General features: G+C 41.7%; 21 protein-coding genes. All 21 read left to right on the forward strand.

Translation table 11 applies throughout. The features are described 5' to 3' along the window. The first annotated feature begins 36 nt into the window (after positions 1 to 36). On the forward strand, positions 37 to 786 hold the full coding sequence (fabG, locus tag LPB68_RS19650; RefSeq protein ID WP_068655810.1) for a 3-oxoacyl-[acyl-carrier-protein] reductase: 750 nt from the start codon (positions 37 to 39) through the stop codon (positions 784 to 786). 50 nt (positions 787 to 836) lie between these two features. Beyond that, on the forward strand, positions 837 to 1070 hold the full coding sequence (gene acpP, locus LPB68_RS19655; RefSeq protein ID WP_044877691.1) for an acyl carrier protein: 234 nt from the start codon (positions 837 to 839) through the stop codon (positions 1068 to 1070). 136 nt (positions 1071 to 1206) lie between these two features. Then, positions 1207 to 2445 carry a beta-ketoacyl-ACP synthase II gene (gene fabF / locus LPB68_RS19660; RefSeq protein WP_068655806.1) on the forward strand — a complete coding sequence of 413 codons (1239 nt, stop codon included), beginning with the start codon at positions 1207 to 1209 and terminating at the stop codon, positions 2443 to 2445. A 12-nt stretch (positions 2446 to 2457) separates the two neighbouring features. Beyond that, positions 2458 to 3156, forward strand: coding sequence for a ribonuclease III (gene rnc, locus LPB68_RS19665; RefSeq protein WP_068655804.1), 699 nt, complete (start codon positions 2458 to 2460; stop codon positions 3154 to 3156). Between the two features lie 177 nt (positions 3157 to 3333). Further along, positions 3334 to 6903 carry a chromosome segregation protein SMC gene (gene smc / locus LPB68_RS19670; RefSeq protein WP_068655802.1) on the forward strand — a complete coding sequence of 1190 codons (3570 nt, stop codon included), beginning with the start codon at positions 3334 to 3336 and terminating at the stop codon, positions 6901 to 6903. Positions 6904 to 6933: 30 nt separating this feature from the next. Then, a complete protein-coding gene (ftsY, locus tag LPB68_RS19675) occupies positions 6934 to 7950 on the forward strand; it encodes a signal recognition particle-docking protein FtsY (protein ID WP_068655800.1) in 1017 nt (338 codons plus the stop codon). A gap of 100 nt (positions 7951 to 8050) precedes the next feature. Beyond that, a complete protein-coding gene (trhA, locus tag LPB68_RS19680) occupies positions 8051 to 8698 on the forward strand; it encodes a PAQR family membrane homeostasis protein TrhA (RefSeq protein ID WP_068655798.1) in 648 nt (215 codons plus the stop codon). A 97-nt stretch (positions 8699 to 8795) separates the two neighbouring features. Beyond that, positions 8796 to 9152 carry a putative DNA-binding protein gene (locus LPB68_RS19685; protein WP_068655796.1) on the forward strand — a complete coding sequence of 119 codons (357 nt, stop codon included), beginning with the start codon at positions 8796 to 8798 and terminating at the stop codon, positions 9150 to 9152. A gap of 20 nt (positions 9153 to 9172) precedes the next feature. Then, complete coding sequence (gene ffh / locus LPB68_RS19690; protein WP_068655794.1) at positions 9173 to 10555, forward strand: signal recognition particle protein; 1383 nt, start codon at positions 9173 to 9175, stop codon at positions 10553 to 10555. A gap of 36 nt (positions 10556 to 10591) precedes the next feature. Then, positions 10592 to 10864 carry a 30S ribosomal protein S16 gene (gene rpsP, locus LPB68_RS19695; RefSeq protein ID WP_068655792.1) on the forward strand — a complete coding sequence of 91 codons (273 nt, stop codon included), beginning with the start codon at positions 10592 to 10594 and terminating at the stop codon, positions 10862 to 10864. Positions 10865 to 10886: 22 nt separating this feature from the next. Further along, entirely contained in the window at positions 10887 to 11117 is a 231-nt protein-coding gene (locus LPB68_RS19700; RefSeq protein WP_068655789.1) for a KH domain-containing protein, read from the forward strand. 121 nt (positions 11118 to 11238) lie between these two features. Next, positions 11239 to 11763: a ribosome maturation factor RimM gene (gene rimM / locus LPB68_RS19705; protein WP_068655787.1), complete on the forward strand. Its 525-nt coding sequence runs from the start codon at positions 11239 to 11241 to the stop codon at positions 11761 to 11763. Between the two features lie 2 nt (positions 11764 to 11765). After that, the gene (trmD, locus tag LPB68_RS19710; RefSeq protein ID WP_068655785.1) at positions 11766 to 12542 is read left to right on the forward strand and encodes a tRNA (guanosine(37)-N1)-methyltransferase TrmD; all 777 of its coding nucleotides are present in this window, start codon (positions 11766 to 11768) and stop codon (positions 12540 to 12542) included. Further along, a complete protein-coding gene (locus LPB68_RS19715) occupies positions 12520 to 13875 on the forward strand; it encodes a dipeptidase (RefSeq protein ID WP_068655783.1) in 1356 nt (451 codons plus the stop codon). Before trmD ends, LPB68_RS19715 begins: the two co-directional genes overlap by 23 nt. A 148-nt stretch (positions 13876 to 14023) precedes the next feature. Beyond that, positions 14024 to 14368, forward strand: coding sequence for a 50S ribosomal protein L19 (rplS, locus tag LPB68_RS19720; RefSeq protein ID WP_068655781.1), 345 nt, complete (start codon positions 14024 to 14026; stop codon positions 14366 to 14368). A gap of 191 nt (positions 14369 to 14559) precedes the next feature. Then, the gene (gene lepB, locus LPB68_RS19725; protein ID WP_068656659.1) at positions 14560 to 15186 is read left to right on the forward strand and encodes a signal peptidase I; all 627 of its coding nucleotides are present in this window, start codon (positions 14560 to 14562) and stop codon (positions 15184 to 15186) included. A 50-nt stretch (positions 15187 to 15236) separates the two neighbouring features. Beyond that, positions 15237 to 16103 (forward strand): ribosome biogenesis GTPase YlqF, encoded by an 867-nt coding sequence (gene ylqF, locus LPB68_RS19730; protein ID WP_068655779.1) that lies wholly within the window; start codon positions 15237 to 15239, stop codon positions 16101 to 16103. A 171-nt stretch (positions 16104 to 16274) separates the two neighbouring features. Continuing rightward, positions 16275 to 16931, forward strand: coding sequence for a ribonuclease HII (locus LPB68_RS19735; protein ID WP_237087900.1), 657 nt, complete (start codon positions 16275 to 16277; stop codon positions 16929 to 16931). A 67-nt stretch (positions 16932 to 16998) separates the two neighbouring features. Next, positions 16999 to 19095, forward strand: a complete 2097-nt coding sequence (locus LPB68_RS19740; protein WP_068655777.1) for a mediator complex subunit 15 domain-containing protein — start codon at positions 16999 to 17001, stop codon at positions 19093 to 19095. 5 nt (positions 19096 to 19100) lie between these two features. Beyond that, entirely contained in the window at positions 19101 to 19403 is a 303-nt protein-coding gene (locus LPB68_RS19745; protein ID WP_418303844.1) for an EscU/YscU/HrcU family type III secretion system export apparatus switch protein, read from the forward strand. Beyond that, positions 19396 to 19785, forward strand: a complete 390-nt coding sequence (locus LPB68_RS19750; protein ID WP_068655773.1) for a YraN family protein — start codon at positions 19396 to 19398, stop codon at positions 19783 to 19785. Before LPB68_RS19745 ends, LPB68_RS19750 begins: the two co-directional genes overlap by 8 nt. Positions 19786 to 19812: the final 27 nt, after the last annotated feature.

Below are 19812 nucleotides of genomic sequence, written 5' to 3' on the forward strand. Positions count from 1 at the left end.
ACTACAAAGGTATACTTGGGAAAGGAGGAACTTGTAATGTCCAAACCTTTAACTGGGCAAGTTGCACTTGTAACTGGCGCTTCACGGGGTATAGGGCGTAGTATAGCTCTAACATTAGCTGATTTAGGTGCGAATATTGTGGTTAACTATTCAGGTAGTGAGGCTGCGGCACAGGAAGTTGTTACCGAAATTCAAGCCCTTGGAGTAGAAGCTCTGGCGCTCAAAGCAAATGTAGGAGTTGGCGAGCAAGCGGAGAATTTAGTTAAAGAAACGATTAACACTTGGGGACGTATTGATATTCTGGTGAATAACGCTGGGATAACTAGAGATAATCTCATTATGAGAATGAAAGAGGAAGAGTTTGATCAAGTCATTGAAACGAACCTCAAGGGTGTATTTAACTGTCTAAAAGCAGTAACTCGTCCCATGATGAAACAACGTTATGGGCGAATAATTAATATTTCATCAGTTGTTGGAGTACTTGGAAATGCTGGGCAAGCTAATTATGTTGCTGCAAAAGCTGGAGTAATTGGCCTTACTAAATCAGCTGCTCGTGAGCTTGCTTCGCGAGGGATAACCGTTAACTGTGTAGCTCCTGGTTTTATTGATACAGATATGACCAAAGAGTTACCAGAAGACTTGCGGAGCAAGCTTATTGCTGATATCCCACTGGCACGTCTTGGACAACCAGAAGAAATCGCTAATGTTGTGGCTTTCCTGGCTTCAGATAGTGCGTCGTATATGACAGGCCAGACACTCCATGTGGATGGCGGAATGGTGATGTAGCATTTTGAAAAAAATTCTCGTATAATACCAAAGAGGAGGAGGTGAACCGGATGTCCGATGTATTGGAGCGTGTAAAACGCATCGTCGTCGATCGCTTAGGTGCTGACGAAGCCGAGGTTACGCTAGAATCATCTTTCAAAGATGATCTTGGTGCTGATTCTCTTGACGTTGTTGAATTGGTAATGGAATTGGAAGATGAGTTTGATATTGAAATCTCTGATGAAGATGCAGAGAAAATTACAAGCGTGGGAGAAGTTGTGAATTACATACAATCTCACACCTAAATTACAAATTGGTAAGTCCCGATCCTTTTAAAGGCGGGACTTCTCCATATCTTGTGGTCAATAATTACTAGATGATCTACAAAGCTTATAATAACGAAAATTATGGCATATGCAGTCTATATAGAGGTGAATGTGATTGAGTCAAAGAGTAGTGATAACGGGTATGGGCGTTGTAACTTCCCTAGGCAATGATCTAGATAGTCTATGGAATAATCTGATTTCTGGTAAGTCTGGCGTCTCGCAGATAGAATCCTTTGACGTTAGTGAATATACGACAAGGATTGCTGCTTCAGTGAAGGATTTTGATCCCGAGGATTATATTGAACGCAAAGAAGTTCGTAAAATGGATCGCTTTGTTCAGTTTGCCGCAGCAGCTGGAAAGATGGCATTAAAGAATAGTGGTCTAGATATTGCAAATGATTCAGACGCAGAGCGTGTGGGTGTGATCATCGGTTCAGGAATTGGTGGATTAGGAACATGGGAAGACCAACATAACATTTTATTGGAGAAGGGTCCCAAAAGAGTAAGTCCATTCTTCATTCCGATGATGATTGCGAACATGGCCTCTGGTCATCTATCCATTCTTTTAGGTGCAAAAGGCCCCAATTCTGCTTCCGTTTCTGCATGTGCATCAGGGTCTCACGCAATAGGTGACTCATTTAGATGGATTCAAAGTGGAGAAGCTGATGTGATGATCTGTGGTGGTGCGGAAGCAACCATTCGTCCAACAGGCGTAGCGGGATTCTGTGCGATGCGTGCTATGTCTACACGTAATGATGATCCTAGTAAGGCGAGTCGACCATTCGACATTGAACGTGATGGATTCGTTATGGGAGAAGGTGCGGGTGTTCTAGTCTTAGAATCGTTAGAACATGCACAGAAGCGTGGTGCAAATATCATAGCTGAAGTTATCGGTTATGGTCTGAGTGCAGATGCTCATCATATGACTGATCCAGATCCAGATGGACCTGCTCGTTGTATGAGAATGGCGATTAGAACAGCAGGAATCAAGCCAGAAGATGTTGATTATATCAATGCTCATGGAACTTCAACGGGTGTCGGTGATAAATCAGAAACAAAAGCGATCAAAATGGCATTGGGAGACCATGCCTATAAGGTAGCTGTGAGTTCAACTAAATCCATGACAGGTCATTTACTAGGGGCTGCGGGTGGTGTTGAAGCGGTGATATGTGCACTTTCATTGCAGAATCAGACACTGGCACCTACGATTAATCTAGATCAACCTGATCCAGAATGTGACTTGGACTATGTACCGAATGTGGCTAGACAAGCTGATCTAAACATCGTAATGTCTAATTCATTTGGCTTTGGTGGACACAATGCTTCCCTTATCTTGAAAAAATTTGATAATTAAGGAGACGTAATCGTGAGTGAAGATTTGAGACAGTTGCAGCAGCAACTTCATATCCAATTTCACAATAAGCTTCTCTTGAAGCAGGCTTTTACACACGCTTCTTATGTCAATGAACACCGTTTCAGCCAGCATCATGATAATGAACGCCTTGAATTCTTAGGTGATGCTGTGCTAGAACTAACGGTATCAGAATATTTGTACAATCTTTTTCCAACACGTCCTGAAGGTGAACTCACTAAGCTTCGTGCAGCAATTGTGTGTGAGCCTTCGCTTGTTAAATTCGCAGTAGCTTTAAATTTTGGACAGTATGTATTGCTGGGCAAAGGCGAGGAATTAACAGGCGGTCGTAGTCGTCCTGCCTTACTCGCTGACGTATTTGAAGCGTTTATTGGGGCGTTATATTTGGATCAAGGACTTGAAGCAGCGCGCTCATTCTTGGACCGATTTGTATTTCCTAAGGTAGCGGAGAATAGTAAGCTCCATATGAGCGATTACAAAACCGAACTTCAGGAGCTAACACAACATCATAATATGGAAATGTTAGAATATCGGATCGTAGAGGAACGCGGGCCTGCACATGAACGTGAATTTGTTTCTGAAGTTTTTATGGGTAATGAATGTATTGGTAGAGGTAGTGGTCGTTCTAAGAAGGAAGCTGAGCAACAGGCAGCCTCTGTTGCACTCAACCAGTTGAAACAATATAAATTATAGGGTTTTGTAAATGGAAACAATTCATAATTTAAGAGCAAAGAGCAGTCGCGATTGGACTTATGTATGAGTCATGCACTGCTCTTTGCTCTTTATTTAATGAAGGGTATATTGTGATTAATTAGTATTTTCACTATAAGAAGTTGTGGTATTATAGGGTTTAGAGGTGATTGGGAAGCTATGTTTTTGAAGCGAATTGAATTATCAGGTTTCAAATCTTTTGCCGATAAAACGGAAATGGAATTCGTTAGAGGCATAACAGCTGTTGTAGGTCCTAACGGTAGCGGTAAAAGTAATATTTCTGACGGTATACGATGGGTATTAGGTGAACAAAGCGCCAAATCATTACGCGGAGGCAAAATGGAAGATATCATATTTGCCGGTAGTGATGCTCGTAAAGCCGTGAACTTTGGTGAGGTCTCTCTTACTTTAGATAATGAAGATCACGTGCTACCACTTGATTTCAACGAAGTCACAGTAACCCGTCGAGTACATCGTAGTGGAGATAGTGAGTATTTGATAAATAAGCAATCCTGTCGTCTCAAAGATATAACGGAGTTATTTATGGACACGGGAATCGGTAAAGAAGCCTACTCGATCATTGGACAGGGACGTATTGAGGAAATACTTAGTACTCGTTCAGAGGATCGTCGTGGCATATTTGAAGAGGCTTCAGGGATTGTTAAATATAAATCTCGAAAAAAAGATGCTATGCGTAAATTGGATGAAACGGAGCAAAATTTGTTGCGTATTCATGATTTGGTCAGTGAGTTGGAAGTACAAATCACTCCACTGAAGGAGCAGTCTGAGAAAGCTGTCTATTATAAGCAACTTCGTGAGCAGTTGAAGAGTAAAGAAATCTCCATGTATGTTCATCAAATCGAACAAATTCATACGAACTGGAGCGAAGCAACAGCTAAGCTTGCAGTTCTCCAGGAACAACAACTTCAATTATCAACGGTTGTATCCGCTCATGATGCTAGACTTGAAAGTGATCGTTCAAATCTGCGAAAGCTTGAGCAAGAGGTAGAGTCATTACAGGATGCATTATTACAATATAGTGAAGCTTATGAGAAGAGTGAAGGTTACGGCGAGGTACTTAGAGAGCGCAAGAGAAACCTAGAAGGTCATCGTGAGCAATTGGCGGAGACATTAACTACAGGGGATGAGCGCGTTGAGGACAGAAAAGCGGAACTGACTCTTACGAAGAGTAAACTTGAGGCCTTACAAGAGGAACTCAAAGAACTACGCCATCACCTGTCAGGAGAAGAGGCGAAACTTGCTTCTGTTAGTGGTGGTATCAGCCAACAACAAGAAGAAACACTGAAAAGTTCTTTGCTTGAATTAATGAATGAAATGGCACAGGCTCGTAATGAAATTCGTTATGCTGATCAACAGAAAGAGACTTTGTCTCGGCGGATGAATCGAGCTGAAGAAGAGACAGGTAAATGGGAGAGTCAGAAAGAAGAACTGCTAAAGCAGAAGGCAGATCTAGATAAATCATTAGAGAAATACGCGAATGAAATCAGAGAATTACGCGGTGGATACATTACTGAGAGTGAACGTTATCAATCCGTGCAGAAGTTATTGGAAGAAAGCCAAGTCACATTACGTAAATGGGAACAGAAGCGTGAAGCCCTAACATCTCGTCGAGATACGATGAAGGAAATGCAGGATGATTTCGATGGATTTATGTTGGGTGTCAAGGAAGTGCTTAAAGCTTCTCGTAAATCTGTACTGCACGGTGTGCACGGTGCTGTAGCAGAGCTTATTTCTGTACCAGAGAAGTTAGAACTTGCTATGGAAACGGCTATGGGCGCATCACTACAACATATCGTCATGGAGAACGAATCGGTATCTCGTCAAGCCATTGCATTTCTTAAACAACGTCAATTAGGACGAGCTACTTTCTTACCTTTGGATGTTATGCGGGCAAGAAATATTTCGGCAAGTGATCGTTCTGTCATTGAGGGTGCTGGAGGTTTTGTAGGGATAGGAGCGGAATTAGTTCAATATGATGCTAAGTATGCTCCAGTCATTGGTAGTCTTTTAGGAAATGTTATCATAGCAGAAACTCTTGAAGATGCTAATAAAATTGCTTCTAGATGTCAATACAGATATCGTGTAGTGACGCTAGATGGTGATATTGTCAATGCTGGGGGATCCATGACTGGGGGAAGTCAGCATAAGAAGAATAACAACTTGCTGAGTCGCAAACGTCAATTGGATTCCTTAGATCAAGAAATTACGGATACTGAGAAGCAACTGATAAAGCTTCAAGAGAGTATTCAACAATTAAAAGTTCAATTGAATCAAACGCAAACCAAGCTTGATGAACTTCGGCAAGCAGGGGATGATAAGCGGATTGAGGAGCAACAAGCAGCAGGTGATTTGAAACAACTTCAGCATGAACTCCGCCATGTCTCAGAACAGGTTGAAGTGACTGGACAGGAGAAAAGTGGATTTACCGAAGAGAATAAGGGGATTGAATTAAGTCGTGAAGAGGCTGTTAAGAAATTAGCTGCGTTAGAAGAACAAGAACAGTCCGTACATCAAGCGTTACAAGCGGCGGAATTTGCTCGTAAAGCGAGTGAATCTGCGAAGGATGAACTTCAAAGCGAGTTAACTCAACTTAAAGTAAAAGAAGGAAAGCTAGATCAAGAAAGTTTCTCGCTTGAAGAGCAACTACGTCGATTGCAATCGGATTTTAATTCACAAGATCGAGATTTGAATCAAACGAAAAAATTATTGTCTTCAATTGAAGCAGATTTACTTACGAATGAGAAAGAATCCGTTCAACAGATCGAGAATTTGAATCAGTATAAGCTGAAGAAAGATGAATCCTCACAGCAACTTGATTTCAAAAGAGCTTCTCGTATGCAACTATCTAAAAAGTTGGAGTTGCAAGAAAATGAGACAAAAGAGCAACGGACAGAGCTTCGAAATGTTGATGAACAGCTTCGTCAGACCGAGATTGGTGTAAACCGTTTGGATGTTGAATTAGATAACATTCTTAAAAAGTTGAGTGAGGATTATGAACTCAGTTACGAATTAGCTAAGCAACGCTATCCAATACCAGATGATGTACCTGCTGTTCAGGATGAGGTCAAAGAACTGAAACGTAATATATCATCGCTTGGAGAAGTTAACTTAGGCGCGATCGAAGAATACCAGCGTGTCAACGAACGTTATCAATTCCTGAGCGAACAGAAGGAAGATTTAATTGGAGCCAAGACCACTTTATATGAAGTGATACGTGAAATGGATGATGAAATGTCCAAACGTTTCAAAACTACCTTCGATGCGATTCGCCGCGAATTTGGTACTGTATTTATGAAATTGTTCGGAGGTGGTAGAGCAGATCTGGTTCTGCTTGATCCTGAGCATATGTTGGATACAGGAATTGATATCGTTGCTCAGCCACCAGGTAAGAAGCTTCAGAACCTCCAGTTATTATCAGGAGGAGAACGCGCTCTGACTGCCATGGCACTTTTATTTGCTATACTTCAAGTGAAACCAGTTCCCTTCTGTGTGTTGGATGAAGTGGAAGCGGCATTAGATGAAGCCAATGTCGTGCGATTCGCCCAATATTTGCGGGAATTCTCTGAGCAAACACAGTTTATCGTCGTTACTCATCGTAAAGGGACGATGGAGGAAGCGGATGTGTTATACGGTGTGACGATGGAAGAGGGCGGCGTATCGAAGCTTGTTTCTGTTAAATTAGAGAATGAAGAAGCAGAAATTGCCTAACAAAGGTTGAATAGGAGATGGAGGAAGCATATGAGTTTTTTTAAAAAACTAAAAGAAAATATTTCGAATAAAACAGAAGCTGTAACTAAACAGTTTCGTGATGGATTGGAGAAAACGAGAAAGGGTCTAGTGGAGAAAGTATCCGATCTCATGGTCCGTCGTAAAAAGATTGATGAAGAATTCTATGAAGAACTCGAAGAAATTCTGATTGGAGCAGATGTAGGAGTTAATACGGTGATGACTCTTATCGATGAATTGCGAGTTGAAGTGAAGAAACAAAAAATCGAGAATGCCTTAGAGCTACAACCGATTCTGTCGCAAAAACTGATGGATCTACTTCGTGGAGAAGATGATATATCACTTAATATGAATGAGAACGGTATTACAGTCATATTGTTCGTAGGTGTAAATGGTGTTGGTAAAACAACAACGATTGGTAAAATGGCACATCGCTTCAAACAACAGGGTAAAAAGGTATTGTTAGCAGCGGGAGATACATTTCGTGCTGGAGCGATTGAACAACTGGAAGTGTGGGGACAACGCGCAGGCGTTGATGTGATCAAACAACAATCAGGTTCAGATCCTGCTGCCGTGATGTATGATGCCGTTCAGGCTGCTAAACAACGTCAAGTAGATATACTAATCTGTGATACGGCTGGTCGGTTACAGAGCAAGTCTAACTTGATGGAAGAATTGAATAAAATATATCGTGTCATTCAACGTGAAGTTCCCGGTGCTCCCCATGAAGTTTTGATGGTATTAGATGCAACTACCGGACAAAATGCATTAAGTCAAGCTAAGCTCTTTGGAGAGAAAAGTGGAGTGACAGGTCTTGTACTTACCAAGCTAGATGGAACAGCCAAAGGTGGAATCGTAGTAGCTATACGTCAAGAATTGAATATTCCTGTGAAATTTGTAGGTCTTGGAGAAAAAATGGAAGATTTACAACCATTTGATTCACAACAGTTTGTACACGCACTATTCGCAGGGTTAATTCAAGATGAAGAAGATGAGAACGAGAACGAGGAATCCACTCTGGAGGCCTAATGTAATCGTTGATAGCGAGGCATCTAAAGAATTAATTTCTTTCGATGCCTTATTATAATAGGAGATTTTATAAAATGAGAATTTGAAGGGGCTACTACTTATGGCGAATACGCACACTTATACACGTCGTGAAGAAGTGGCGAATGCTGTTACACATGGGATTGGAACAGTTCTTAGTGTATTAGCACTTGTATTACTTATTGTGTACTCTAGCTTGCGAGGCACTCCGTGGCATGTTGTTAGTTTTACAATTTATGGTGTTACCATGCTTATTTTGTATATAAATTCAACCCTGGTACATAGCTTTAAAGAAGGAAAAGTGAAAGACTTATTTGAATTTTTTGACCATTCTTCGATTTATCTGTACATTGCAGGTTCATATACCCCCTTTATGTTGGTTGCTATTCGTGGATCATTAGGTTGGACATTATTCGCTATCGTGTGGGGATTCGCTATTCTAGGATGTTTGTTTAAAGCGTTTTTTGTGAAAAAATTTCTGTTTATGTCTACGATCTTCTATATTATTATGGGCTGGATGATTGTGATCGCTTGGAATCCATTATCAGCAGCAGTGCCAGCTGAAGGTATGACTCTTCTTGCATTAGGAGGAATTCTATACACGCTTGGAACGGTATTTTATGTGTGGCGAGGGTTTCCGTACCATCACGCGATTTGGCATTTATTCGTACTAGCGGGTAGTGTGTTTCATTTCCTTTCTATATTTCTGTATCTTCTTCCGTGGAAGTAAGATGACAAGGATATATGCTTGACATCTTACTTTGTTTTATGTATTATTAGATTCGTTGAGTGTAAAGTGTTTGTCCTTGACGAAGGGGGTGCCCTCAATGAGTCAGGAAGATAGACTCGAGAAGACAAATAGAATTAATCTATTGTTTGATTTCTATGAACATTTATTAACTGAGAAACAACAGACATTTCTTAAATATTATTTCCATGACGATTTTTCCCTTGGGGAAATTGCGGCAGAGTTTAAGATTAGCCGACAAGCGGTCTATGAACATATTAAGCGAGCTGAACAGGTTCTTGATATGTATGAAGAGAAACTCAATCTCCTGCAAAAGTATGATCGGCGCATGGAAGAATTAGAACAATTACGACAGTTAGTTCTTACGGCTGTTGTACTAGCAGAAGATAAACAAAATATGATCACTATTCTGGATCGTTTGCAAGTATATGAATAAAGGCAGGGAGGTGGCGGCGAATGGCATTTGAAGGATTAACAGGCAGGCTGCAGAACGTATTCAGTAAGCTCCGTGGAAAAGGTAAAGTGTCCGAAGAGGATGTCAACGAAGCGATGCGGGAAGTGCGTCTTGCTCTATTGGAAGCGGACGTTAATTTCAAAGTAGTCAAGGAATTCGTTGCCAAAGTGAAAGAGAAGTCCATCGGACATGAAGTGATGGACAGCTTTACTCCAGGCATGGTAATTATCGATATTGTGAATAAGGAACTAACCGATCTGATGGGTGGAAGTCAAGCTAAGCTTGAAAAGTCTAATAAGCCACCTACCGTAATCATGATGGTTGGTCTGCAAGGTGCTGGTAAGACAACAACTTCGGGTAAGCTTGCTAAGTTACTTCAGAAACAGAACAGCCGACCTCTACTCGTTGCAGGTGATATATATCGACCTGCTGCCATCAAGCAATTGGAAGTATTGGGTGAACAGATTAAAGCCCCAGTATTTTCACTTGGTGACAAGATTAGTCCTGTTGAAATTGCTAAACAAGCATTACAACATGCTAAGGATAATGGGAATGATTATCTAATTGTCGATACTGCAGGTCGTCTTCATATTGATGAATTACTGATGGAAGAATTAAGTCAGATTCATGCTGAGATCAAACCTGATGAAGTGTTACTAGTTGTGGATGCAATGACGGGTCAAGATGCAGTGAATGTTGCTAACAACTTTAATGAACAATTGGGATTGACTGGTGTAGTGCTAACCAAGTTAGATGGAGACACGCGTGGTGGAGCTGCACTTTCTGTTAAAGCTGTAACAGGTTGTCCGATTAAATTCGTATCCTTAGGCGAAAAGATCGATGCATTAGAACCATTCCATCCGGAGCGTATGGCTTCGCGAATTCTTGGGATGGGCGATATGCTCTCTCTTATTGAGAAAGCTCAATTAAATATCGATACTGATAAGGCTAAAGAAATGGAACGGAAGATGCGCAATGCGGAATTTACGTTCGATGATTTCTTGGAGCAGATGGATCAGGTCAAGAAGCTAGGACCACTTGATCAGATTATGGATATGATTCCTGGTATGGGTAAGATGAAGCAATCGAAGGATCTTAAAGTAGATGATAAACAAATGGGCCGCATTGAAGCCATTGTGTTCTCAATGACGAAGGATGAGAAGCAACGCCCTGAGATTATGGATCATAAACGTCGTAAGCGAATTGCTGCGGGTAGTGGTACGAATATTGCCGAAGTCAATCGTCTGATCAAGCAGTTCGATGAAATGCGGAAGATGATGAAGCAGTTCTCTGATATGATGGGGCCGAAGGGTCCTAAGGGAAAAGCGATGAAGCAATTAAAAGGATTAGCAGGAAAAGGCGGCATGAAGTTTCCTTTTCGTTGACAATATGAAGTGTATTTATTGAAGGAGGTGAATTTTGTGGCAGTACGTATTCGTCTTAAACGCATTGGTGCCCATAAAGCGCCATTCTACCGTATCGTGGTTTCGGATTCCCGTTCCCCGCGTGATGGTCGTTTTATCGAAGAAATCGGTTACTACAATCCAGTTGAACAACCGGCAGTAGTTAAGATTGATGAAGATAAAGCTTTGGCATGGCTTCAAAACGGTGCACAAGCATCAGATACAGTTCGTAACTTGCTTAGTAAAGCAGGCGTTATGAAAAAATTCCATGAATCTAAGTTACAGAAATAATGACTGATTGTGAGGGGTATCTATGGAAGAATTAGTTAGTGTTATTGCTAAGGCTTTGGTGGATCATCCTGAAGATGTGACCGTGAGAGCGGTAGAGAAGGATCATCTTGTTGTCTATGAATTGTCTGTTCATCCAGAAGATGTGGGCAAGGTTATTGGAAAACAGGGTAGGATAGCTAAAGCGTTGCGCACAGTTGTCACATCTGCAGCAGTCAAAATGGACAAACGCGTAACCGTAGATATCATATCTTAAAAATTTACGAAAGTGGGTTAGGATGCATGTCCTAGCCCTTTTTCGTACATGCTGAAGACATTAGGTGATAGAGGATCGTCGTATTTCTGCGCTAATTGTGCATTGTTTGTAGGAGGAGAATATGGCAGAACAATTATTAACAGTAGGTAAATTGGTGAATACGCATGGTATTAAGGGTGAAATCAAAGTATTACCGATTACAGATTTTCCGGAAGAGCGTTTCGCAAAGGGGAAACGTTTATTGTTGATTCCTGAAGGTGGTAAACCATCGTTCTGGATTACAATAGACTCTGCACGATACCACAAGAACATGTACATTTTAAAACTAGAAGGCTATTCCAATATTAATGAGGTAGAGAAATACAAAGGAAGTATGCTCAAAGTATCAAAGGATGATCTTATTGAACTTCCAGAGAATGAGTACTACTATCATGACATTATTGGATGTAGCGTAATTACCGATGAAAATGAAGATAAGCCACTAGGCGTGATTACTGAAATTATTTCACCGGGTGCAAACGATGTGTGGGTGGTTAAACCAACCTCAGGTGCGGATATTCTAATACCAGTGATTGATGATGTTGTGCTAGACGTGGATGTGAATAATAAGAAGGTTAAGATTCATCTGATGGAAGGATTGTTATAAATATGAAGGTAGATGTTCTGACCCTATTCCCTGAGATGTTCACAGGTGTGTTTGAGAGCAGTATTTTGGGTAAGGCGAATGAGAAAGGGATTGTCTCTTTAAACGCAATTAACTTTAGAGACTTTTCCTTGAATAAACATCATACTGTTGATGATACGCCATATGGTGGTGGCGGGGGAATGGTGTTGAAGCCCGAACCTATATTTGCTGCGGTCGAGCATGTTGTGACTTCAAGTCCTAAACCACCACGTGTTATTCTGATGTGTCCACAAGGAGAAACCTTTACACAAAAGAAGGCGGAAGAATTAGCACAAGAGGAACATCTTATCTTTATATGTGGACATTATGAAGGGTATGATGAACGAATTCGTGAGTATTTAGTAACAGATGAACTTTCTGTAGGAGATTATGTTCTCACGGGTGGTGAGATACCTGCGATGACCGTAATTGATGCTGTTGTAAGGTTATTACCCGGTGTATTGGGAAATGAGATGTCAGCTGTGACAGATTCGTTCAGTACAGGATTGCTTGAATATCCGCATTATACACGACCTGCTGAATTCCGTGGTTGGAAGGTACCAGATATGCTATTAAGTGGTCATCATGCGAATATTGAAGTGTGGCGTAGGCAGCAAGCTCTAAAGCGTACGTTTACACGTCGTCCTGACCTTTTAGATAAACTTGAACTTTCAGATCAGGATAAGAAATATCTGCAGGAACTTCAGAACAATCATAAGAGTGAAAGGGAGGAACAAGATGGATTATCAAGTCTATTTTGAAAATCAAAGAGAACAACATTTAAACGAATTGAAAGAATGGTTATCTATACCGAGTATTTCTGCTCTGTCTGAACATAAATCTGATGTATTACGAGCAGCGGATTGGTTAGCCGATTCTTTAGCAAAAGCTGGTCTTGAGAATATAACGATTCATCCAACTGAAGGTCATCCTATAGTAACAGCAGATCATTTACATGCTCCAGGTAAGCCTACTGTACTTGTGTATGGACATTATGATGTACAACCGGTTGACCCTCTTCATTTGTGGGAGACGCCTCCATTTGAACCAACGATTCGTGGAGATAAAATTTATGCACGTGGCGCTACGGATGATAAAGGCCAAGTCTTTTTACATATTAAGGCCGTTGAAGCGATACTCAAACAAGAAAAAGAGCTTCCTGTTAATATTAAATTCTGTATCGAAGGTGAGGAGGAAGTAACAAGTCCGAACCTACCTTCTTTCTTGGAACAACGTCGTGAGGAATTAGCTGCTGATGTGGTAATCATTTCAGATACATCACTTCTTGAAAAAGGCAAGCCAGCGATTTGTGTCGGACTACGTGGATTATGCTCATTAGATGTTGAAGTTACAACGGCGAATACTGATCTACATTCGGGTACTTTTGGTGGGGGTGTTCCTAACGCACTCCATGCAATTGTAACTCTACTGTCTACGCTTCATGATGATCAAGGTCGTGTGAATGTAGAAGGGTTCTATGAGGATGTACCTGAGCTTTCACCTGAGATGCGAGCTGAATTTGTGAAACAATCGCTTGATGAGAATAAATTGCAACAATCGTTAGGTCTGGATGCTCTTTATGGAGAAGAAGGATACACATTTGTTGAAAGAACTGGAGCTCGTCCTACACTAGAGTTAAATGGAGTATATGGTGGTTTTCAAGGTGAAGGGTCGAAGACCGTTATTCCGAAAGAAGCTCATGCAAAGATTACTTGTCGTCTTGTAGGTTATCAGAAGCCACAAGATATTCTTGATAAAATTGAGCGGCATATTCATGCGAATGTACCTGTTGGTGCTAAGGTGTCAGTTATTCAACGAGAAAAGGGAAATCCATTTACAATGGATACTACAACACCAATGTTACAGAAAGCGTCAGATGCATTTAATCATGTATATGGAGTTCGACCTGTGTTGACGAAAGATGGTGGATCTATTCCCATCGTTGAAACATTTGGACGGGTATTAAATGTTCCTGTTGTCTTGATGGGCTTTGGTTTGCCAGATGAGAATCTACATGCACCCAATGAACATTTCAACTTGGATAACTTTGATAAAGGACTTCTCACGATTGTAGAGTTTTTGAAACAGGTATAAATACGAAACTTCTTGCAAGTAGATTAAAAGATATGATATAATAAATGCTGTTGTGTATGACTACGGTGGTCCTCTGTCAATAATGAGGGAGAATATAGATTTCTCCGGAAGAAGCAAGAACACCTGTATGGAAGGAGGGAATTCTAATATGAATATCCTACAAGCGATTACTCAAGAACAACTTCGCACAGATTTGCCAAACTTTCGCCCTGGAGATACTTTGAAAGTACATGTAAAAGTTATCGAGGGATCACGTGAGCGTATCCAATTGTTCGAAGGTGTTGTTATTCAACGTCGTGGTGGCGGAATCGGAGAAACTTTTACAGTACGTAAAATTTCTTACGGTGTTGGTGTGGAAAGAACATTCCCACTTAACTCGCCTAAGCTCGAGAAAATTGAAGTGGCTCGTCGTGGTAAAGTTCGTCGTGCTAAACTCTTTTATCTTCGTGAACTACGCGGTAAAGCTGCAAGAATTAAAGAAATGCGCCGTTAATAAACGGACAACGTTAAGGGGCTTGATTTCAAGTCCCTTTCGTTTTAGTATAAATAGGGCATACGGATGAACTATGCCTACATTCATTAGGCGACGAAGCTCCGTTAAGGAGCTTTTCTTTTCAAAAAAATAGCGAAAATGCCATCCCCTACGCATTTTATTAAATTTGGTATAAGAGAGGGCGATGAATGATGCAGCAGGACTTGGATATTCAGCAGGACACAGCTGAGATTAAAGATCGTGATGATAAATCATCGAAACAAGGAAATAATGAAGTAGTCGAATGGATAAAGGCGATCGTAATCGCTATTATTCTAGTGGTTCTCATTCGTTGGTTACTTTTTAAACCATTTATTGTAGATGGACCTTCGATGCAACCTAATTTTCATACGGGAGAACGTTTGATTGTAAATGAAATCCTTTTTGATATTCGTGAGCCTGAGAGGGGCGAAGTGGTAGTCTTTCATGTCCCTTCGGAAGGTAGAGACTTTATTAAACGAGTAATAGGTGTTGCTGGTGATACAGTGAAGGTTGAAGGGGATACAGTTTACATTAATGGAGAAGCTATTGATGAACCCTACATACAAGCTGAAATCGATAGCAGACATGAACAAAACCTGACATATAATAATAAAAATTTTCCTAATGAGAGCTTCCCAGATGGTACTGTCCCTGAAGGTCATATATTTGCTATGGGAGACAACCGTTCAGACAGTACGGATAGCCGGATGATTGGCTATGTGCCGCTAGGTGATATTGTAGGCAGAGCAGATGTGATTTTTTGGCCAGTGAAAGATATTGAATGGATCAACCATTAAACCCATGAAGTTGATGGAGTAGTTGTGGTAAAAAAGATGAGGTGATGACGGTGTCGATTCAGTGGTTCCCAGGTCATATGACCAGAGCACGCCGCCAAATTCAAGAGCAATTAAAATTAATTGATGCTGTTATTGAGTTGGTTGATGCACGTCTTCCGCTTTCTAGTCGTAATCCAATGATTGACGAGATTCTGCAGGGAAAACCTCGACTCATTGTTTTGAATAAAGCGGATTTAGCAGATGGAGAAGTGACAAAAGAGTGGTTAGACTACTTTAAAAAGCAAGGACAAGTGGCATTTCCTGTTGATGCATCAACGGGTACAGGGATAAAAGAAATTCCTACACAATTAAAATTATTGTTAAAAGCAAAAATCGATAAGCAGATTTCAAAAGGGATAAATCCAAGAGCAATTCGAGCTTTGATCGTGGGTATTCCGAACGTAGGTAAGTCAACATTGATAAACCGCCTCGCTGGACGTAGTGTTGCACTAACAGGTGATCGTCCAGGGGTTACAAAAGGTCAACAGTGGATAAAAGTTGGCAAAGAGATGGAATTGCTGGATACTCCAGGGATTCTGTGGCCTAAGTTTGAAGATATGAATGTAGGATATCGTCTTGCCGTAACTGGAGCAATTAAAGCTGAAATTCTCAATGTTGAGGATGTCGCATTTTTCGGGTTGAAATACATCACGAAATATTATTGGGGTCCTTTTAAAGAGCGCTTTGATCTGCAAAGTGAACAGCCAACGGGATCGAATGAACCAGATGAAATTGTAGAGATCATGGAAGAAATTGGCCGAAAACGTGGTTGTATTGTTAGTGGTGGTAGAGTCGATTTGGAGAAAGCCTGTGGACTTATTCTGCGAGAACTTCGTGCGGGTAAATTAGGACGGTTCTCGATGGAAGCCCCCTATTAATATAATGTCATTAACATGAGATTGAAATTTATAAGATGGCTATAGATAATGAGAAGGCGTTTATTTGCTACTTTTGTAGTAGATCAATGCCTTTTTACGTTGTTGATATGGTAAGCTAAGTATTATTTCATATTATGAATTCTATAGATCAGAATGATGAGTGAAAGGATTATGGTGATTGGAATGGTTGGGGAAAAGAGCATAATCGTTGTTGATATGCTTCAATATGAGAATCTTTACTGGGAACAATCCTATCAACATATAGCAGGGGTTGATGAAGTAGGACGAGGATGTCTATTTGGTGATGTTGTCGCAGCAGCGGTAATTCTACCCCAAGGGCTTCAAATAGAGGGAGTAAATGATTCTAAGAAATTAAGTGCGAAAAAACGAGATGCTCTCTATGTTGTTATTATGGAGAAGGCTCTGGCTGTAGGTGTGGGACATGTGGATGCCCAAACCATAGATAACATTAATATAAAGCAAGCATCAAGATTAGCGATGAAAAGGGCAATAGAGTCTTTATCTATTAATCCTGATTTCTTACTGGTAGATGCAGAGAAAATCCAAGTTGAAATACCTCAACTTGCTATTGTAAAAGGAGATGCAAATAGCCAGTCTATTGCCGCGGCGTCGATTATAGCTAAAGTAACACGTGATCGGCTTTGTGAAGGAGCTTGGGAATCGATGTATCCCGACTATGGAATTGCTGTTCATAAAGGATATGCGACGAAGGTGCATAGAGAACAAATTACGAATCTAGGAATTACGCCGATGCATCGGCGTAGTTTTTTGAACAATCTTCTAGCTGAACAGCCGACTTTATTTTAATATTTATTTGAAGTGGGTCTAACACCGATAAAGATAGAAAGAGCGATTTGAAAACGGAGGAACTATTGTGAATATTGGATCATTAATCCGCGGATTGCTAGGTGACACGAAAGTAGGGGATTCCAAACAGTTAGATGTCAAGACTGGGCAGGTGGTACGTGGGGTTGTTCTAAGTGTCTCTGAGGATGGGAAAGAAGCTGAAATTCAAATTCAGGGGGTGAAGGTGCATGCAAAAGTTGAAACTCCTCTACAACAAGGTCAAGCAACTTTATTGCAAGTACAGCCTCCAGGAGAAGAAGGAATGTTGGTCCTTAAACCACTAACGGAATCACCACATAAATCGATCCCTGCAAATACGTTGGGAGATGTTTTGAAAGCAGTTGGTTTAACAGATACTAAAGCTAATCGTCAGATGCTTCAAACGTTACAGTCTAGTGGTGTACCACTTACAAAAGAAAATGTTGCACTGTTTAGTGCTGTTCTACGAGAGAAACCAGTAGGAGTCCCCGCGGAACAGTGGCTACAATCGGCTGCGATTGCCTTTCAACGTGGATTACCTATGACTGGTGAAAGTGTAAGAGGATTACAGCAGGCTGTATTTGGACCTCCTCTACACCAGTTATTGGCTGGTCTCAGTGAGCAACTTACCTTGCTATCTGCAAATGGTGAAGCTTCAGTGCCGAAAGGGACTCAAGTTGCGAATGGTTCAGCTGTAACGCAAGGAGCGGGAGCAGTGATAGCTCAGAGTGGACAAAGCACCGCGGGGAAATCAGAATCAGTTGTTGCTTCATCAGTAGTTCAGCCTAATCAGGTGGCATCTGGTAGTGCTACTGGCCAGGGAGCGACACTAGCTAGCGGGGTTGCGGCATCTAATAGTACCGCAACGAATGTTCCTCTGCAGCCGCTATTAGCGAAGCTGCAGGATTTGCTGCTGCAGGTGCGTGGCACGCAGCAATCTACTCTGCCGTCGCAGAGCGTGACGGCACAAGAGCAACCCGCCACGGCTTCGCCAAGTGGCGGGAGCACCACCGGCGCGGCATCGCCGCCGGCATCGTTGGCTGCTGCACCCGGAGGGGTAGCAGCTCCAGTGCCGCCAGCTGCGCAAGCGGCGGCAACCATGGGCGAAGCTCCCGCAGGGGCTTCGCTGCGATCTGCCCCGACCCACGGCGAAGTACCGTGGGTGGGGCAGATGTTGAAGTTGCTCGGTGCGGAGCACGAGCAACTTGCCTTGCGCAGTGGCGCGACGCCGCAAGCGCAGCAGGGGCAAGCTGCGCCAGGGAACGCGCAGCAAGGAAATACCGCTGTGGTTACCCCGGTGCCACAGCAACCCCAAGCAGCAGCGAATCCTGCTGCAACTACAGTAGCTAATACAAATGTAGCCAATCAGACTCAGATGCAGACTACTATCCCATTAACGACAGCGCAGCCTCAAGTTCCAGTGACTCCTAGCAATAGTTTACCGACTGCAGCACAAGCTTATATTCCTGTACCGACTTATGTACAGGATACTGCGGCAGTACCCTTAGTGAAGGATTTACCAGCCGAATTACTCCGTTCAACGACGTCTTTGCCTACTGGGGCTGGAGTGATTGCGAACGCAGAAGTAACGGCTATGAATCAGGAGTCTTTAAAAGGCGTGCTCCTACAAATGTTAGATCGAAATGATCTACCTCCTGCTTTGAAAGAAGCTGCTCAACAGCTAGTTCAACATATGACTGGACAACAATTATTATTGAATACAGATCGAACGGCTCCTTTTGCTCAAGTAACGATGTTTATTCCTTTAAATGGTCAGGATGGCGAGGAGACAGCATCGGTACATATTCAGTCTCGGCGGGGTAAGAAGGGCGAACTAGACGCTTCGAATTGCCGTCTGTGGTTTGACCTAGAGATGAAGCATCTTGGCACGACACTTGTAGATGTTCAGGTTGTCGATAAAATTGTCAGCTTGAAAATCCATAATGATAATGAATGGATGACATCATTAATTGATGATCGTCGTGATGAAATATCTCAATCGATCCAATCCATTGGTTATCAACTTTTAAGTCTGAAAACGGAGCCGTTACCTCTTCCTACTGTCGCAGAAGTCGATCGTAAACAAGGTAGTGTAACATCGGAATATACACCTCCAACATATAAAGGGGTGGACATGCGTATATGAATAAAATGTCTGATGAGGAACTAGCTCTCTCGAAGAAGAGAGCTGTTGCACTAAAATATACACCAGGTGAGAGTGATGCCCCTGTCGTTGTTGCTAAAGGACGAGGTCGATTAGCAGAGACTATTCTAGAGAGAGCAAAAGAACATGGTGTTCCTGTTCAGGAGGATGCAGCTTTAGTTGAAGTCTTGTCTCAATTAGATCTGGATCAACAAATCCCAGCTGAGTTATATCAACTTGTAGCAGAGGTGCTCTCTTATATTTATCGTACAGATAGCTTAGCTAAGGAAGGAAGACATCCTAATGGATGATGCTGGACAAAAAAAGGACACCCGTAAGCGAAAAGGAGCAGCTGCAGAAGAGCATGCAGCTACTTTCTTATCTCAACTTGGATATGATATCGTGGATCGTAATTGGCGTTGTCGTAGTGGTGAAATAGACATTGTGGCTCGATATCAAGAATCACTTATTTTTGTTGAAGTGCGTAGTAGAAGTGTTAATTCTAGATTTGGGACACCTGCCGAGTCAGTAAATATGCACAAGATGAATCAAGTACGGAAAACAGCTGAAGTCTATTTATTATATAAGCAGGTAGATTTTTCATCTATCAACATACGCTTTGATGTGATTGCTGTCCATCTGAATCCGGATATGTCGGTATCTAGTTTGGAGCATATTACAGAAGCATTTTAGTATAGGCAAAAAAGTTCAAGATCATAA

This window comes from Paenibacillus crassostreae (assembly GCF_001857945.1).
Lineage (GTDB): Bacteria > Bacillota > Bacilli > Paenibacillales > Paenibacillaceae > Paenibacillus_AQ > Paenibacillus_AQ crassostreae.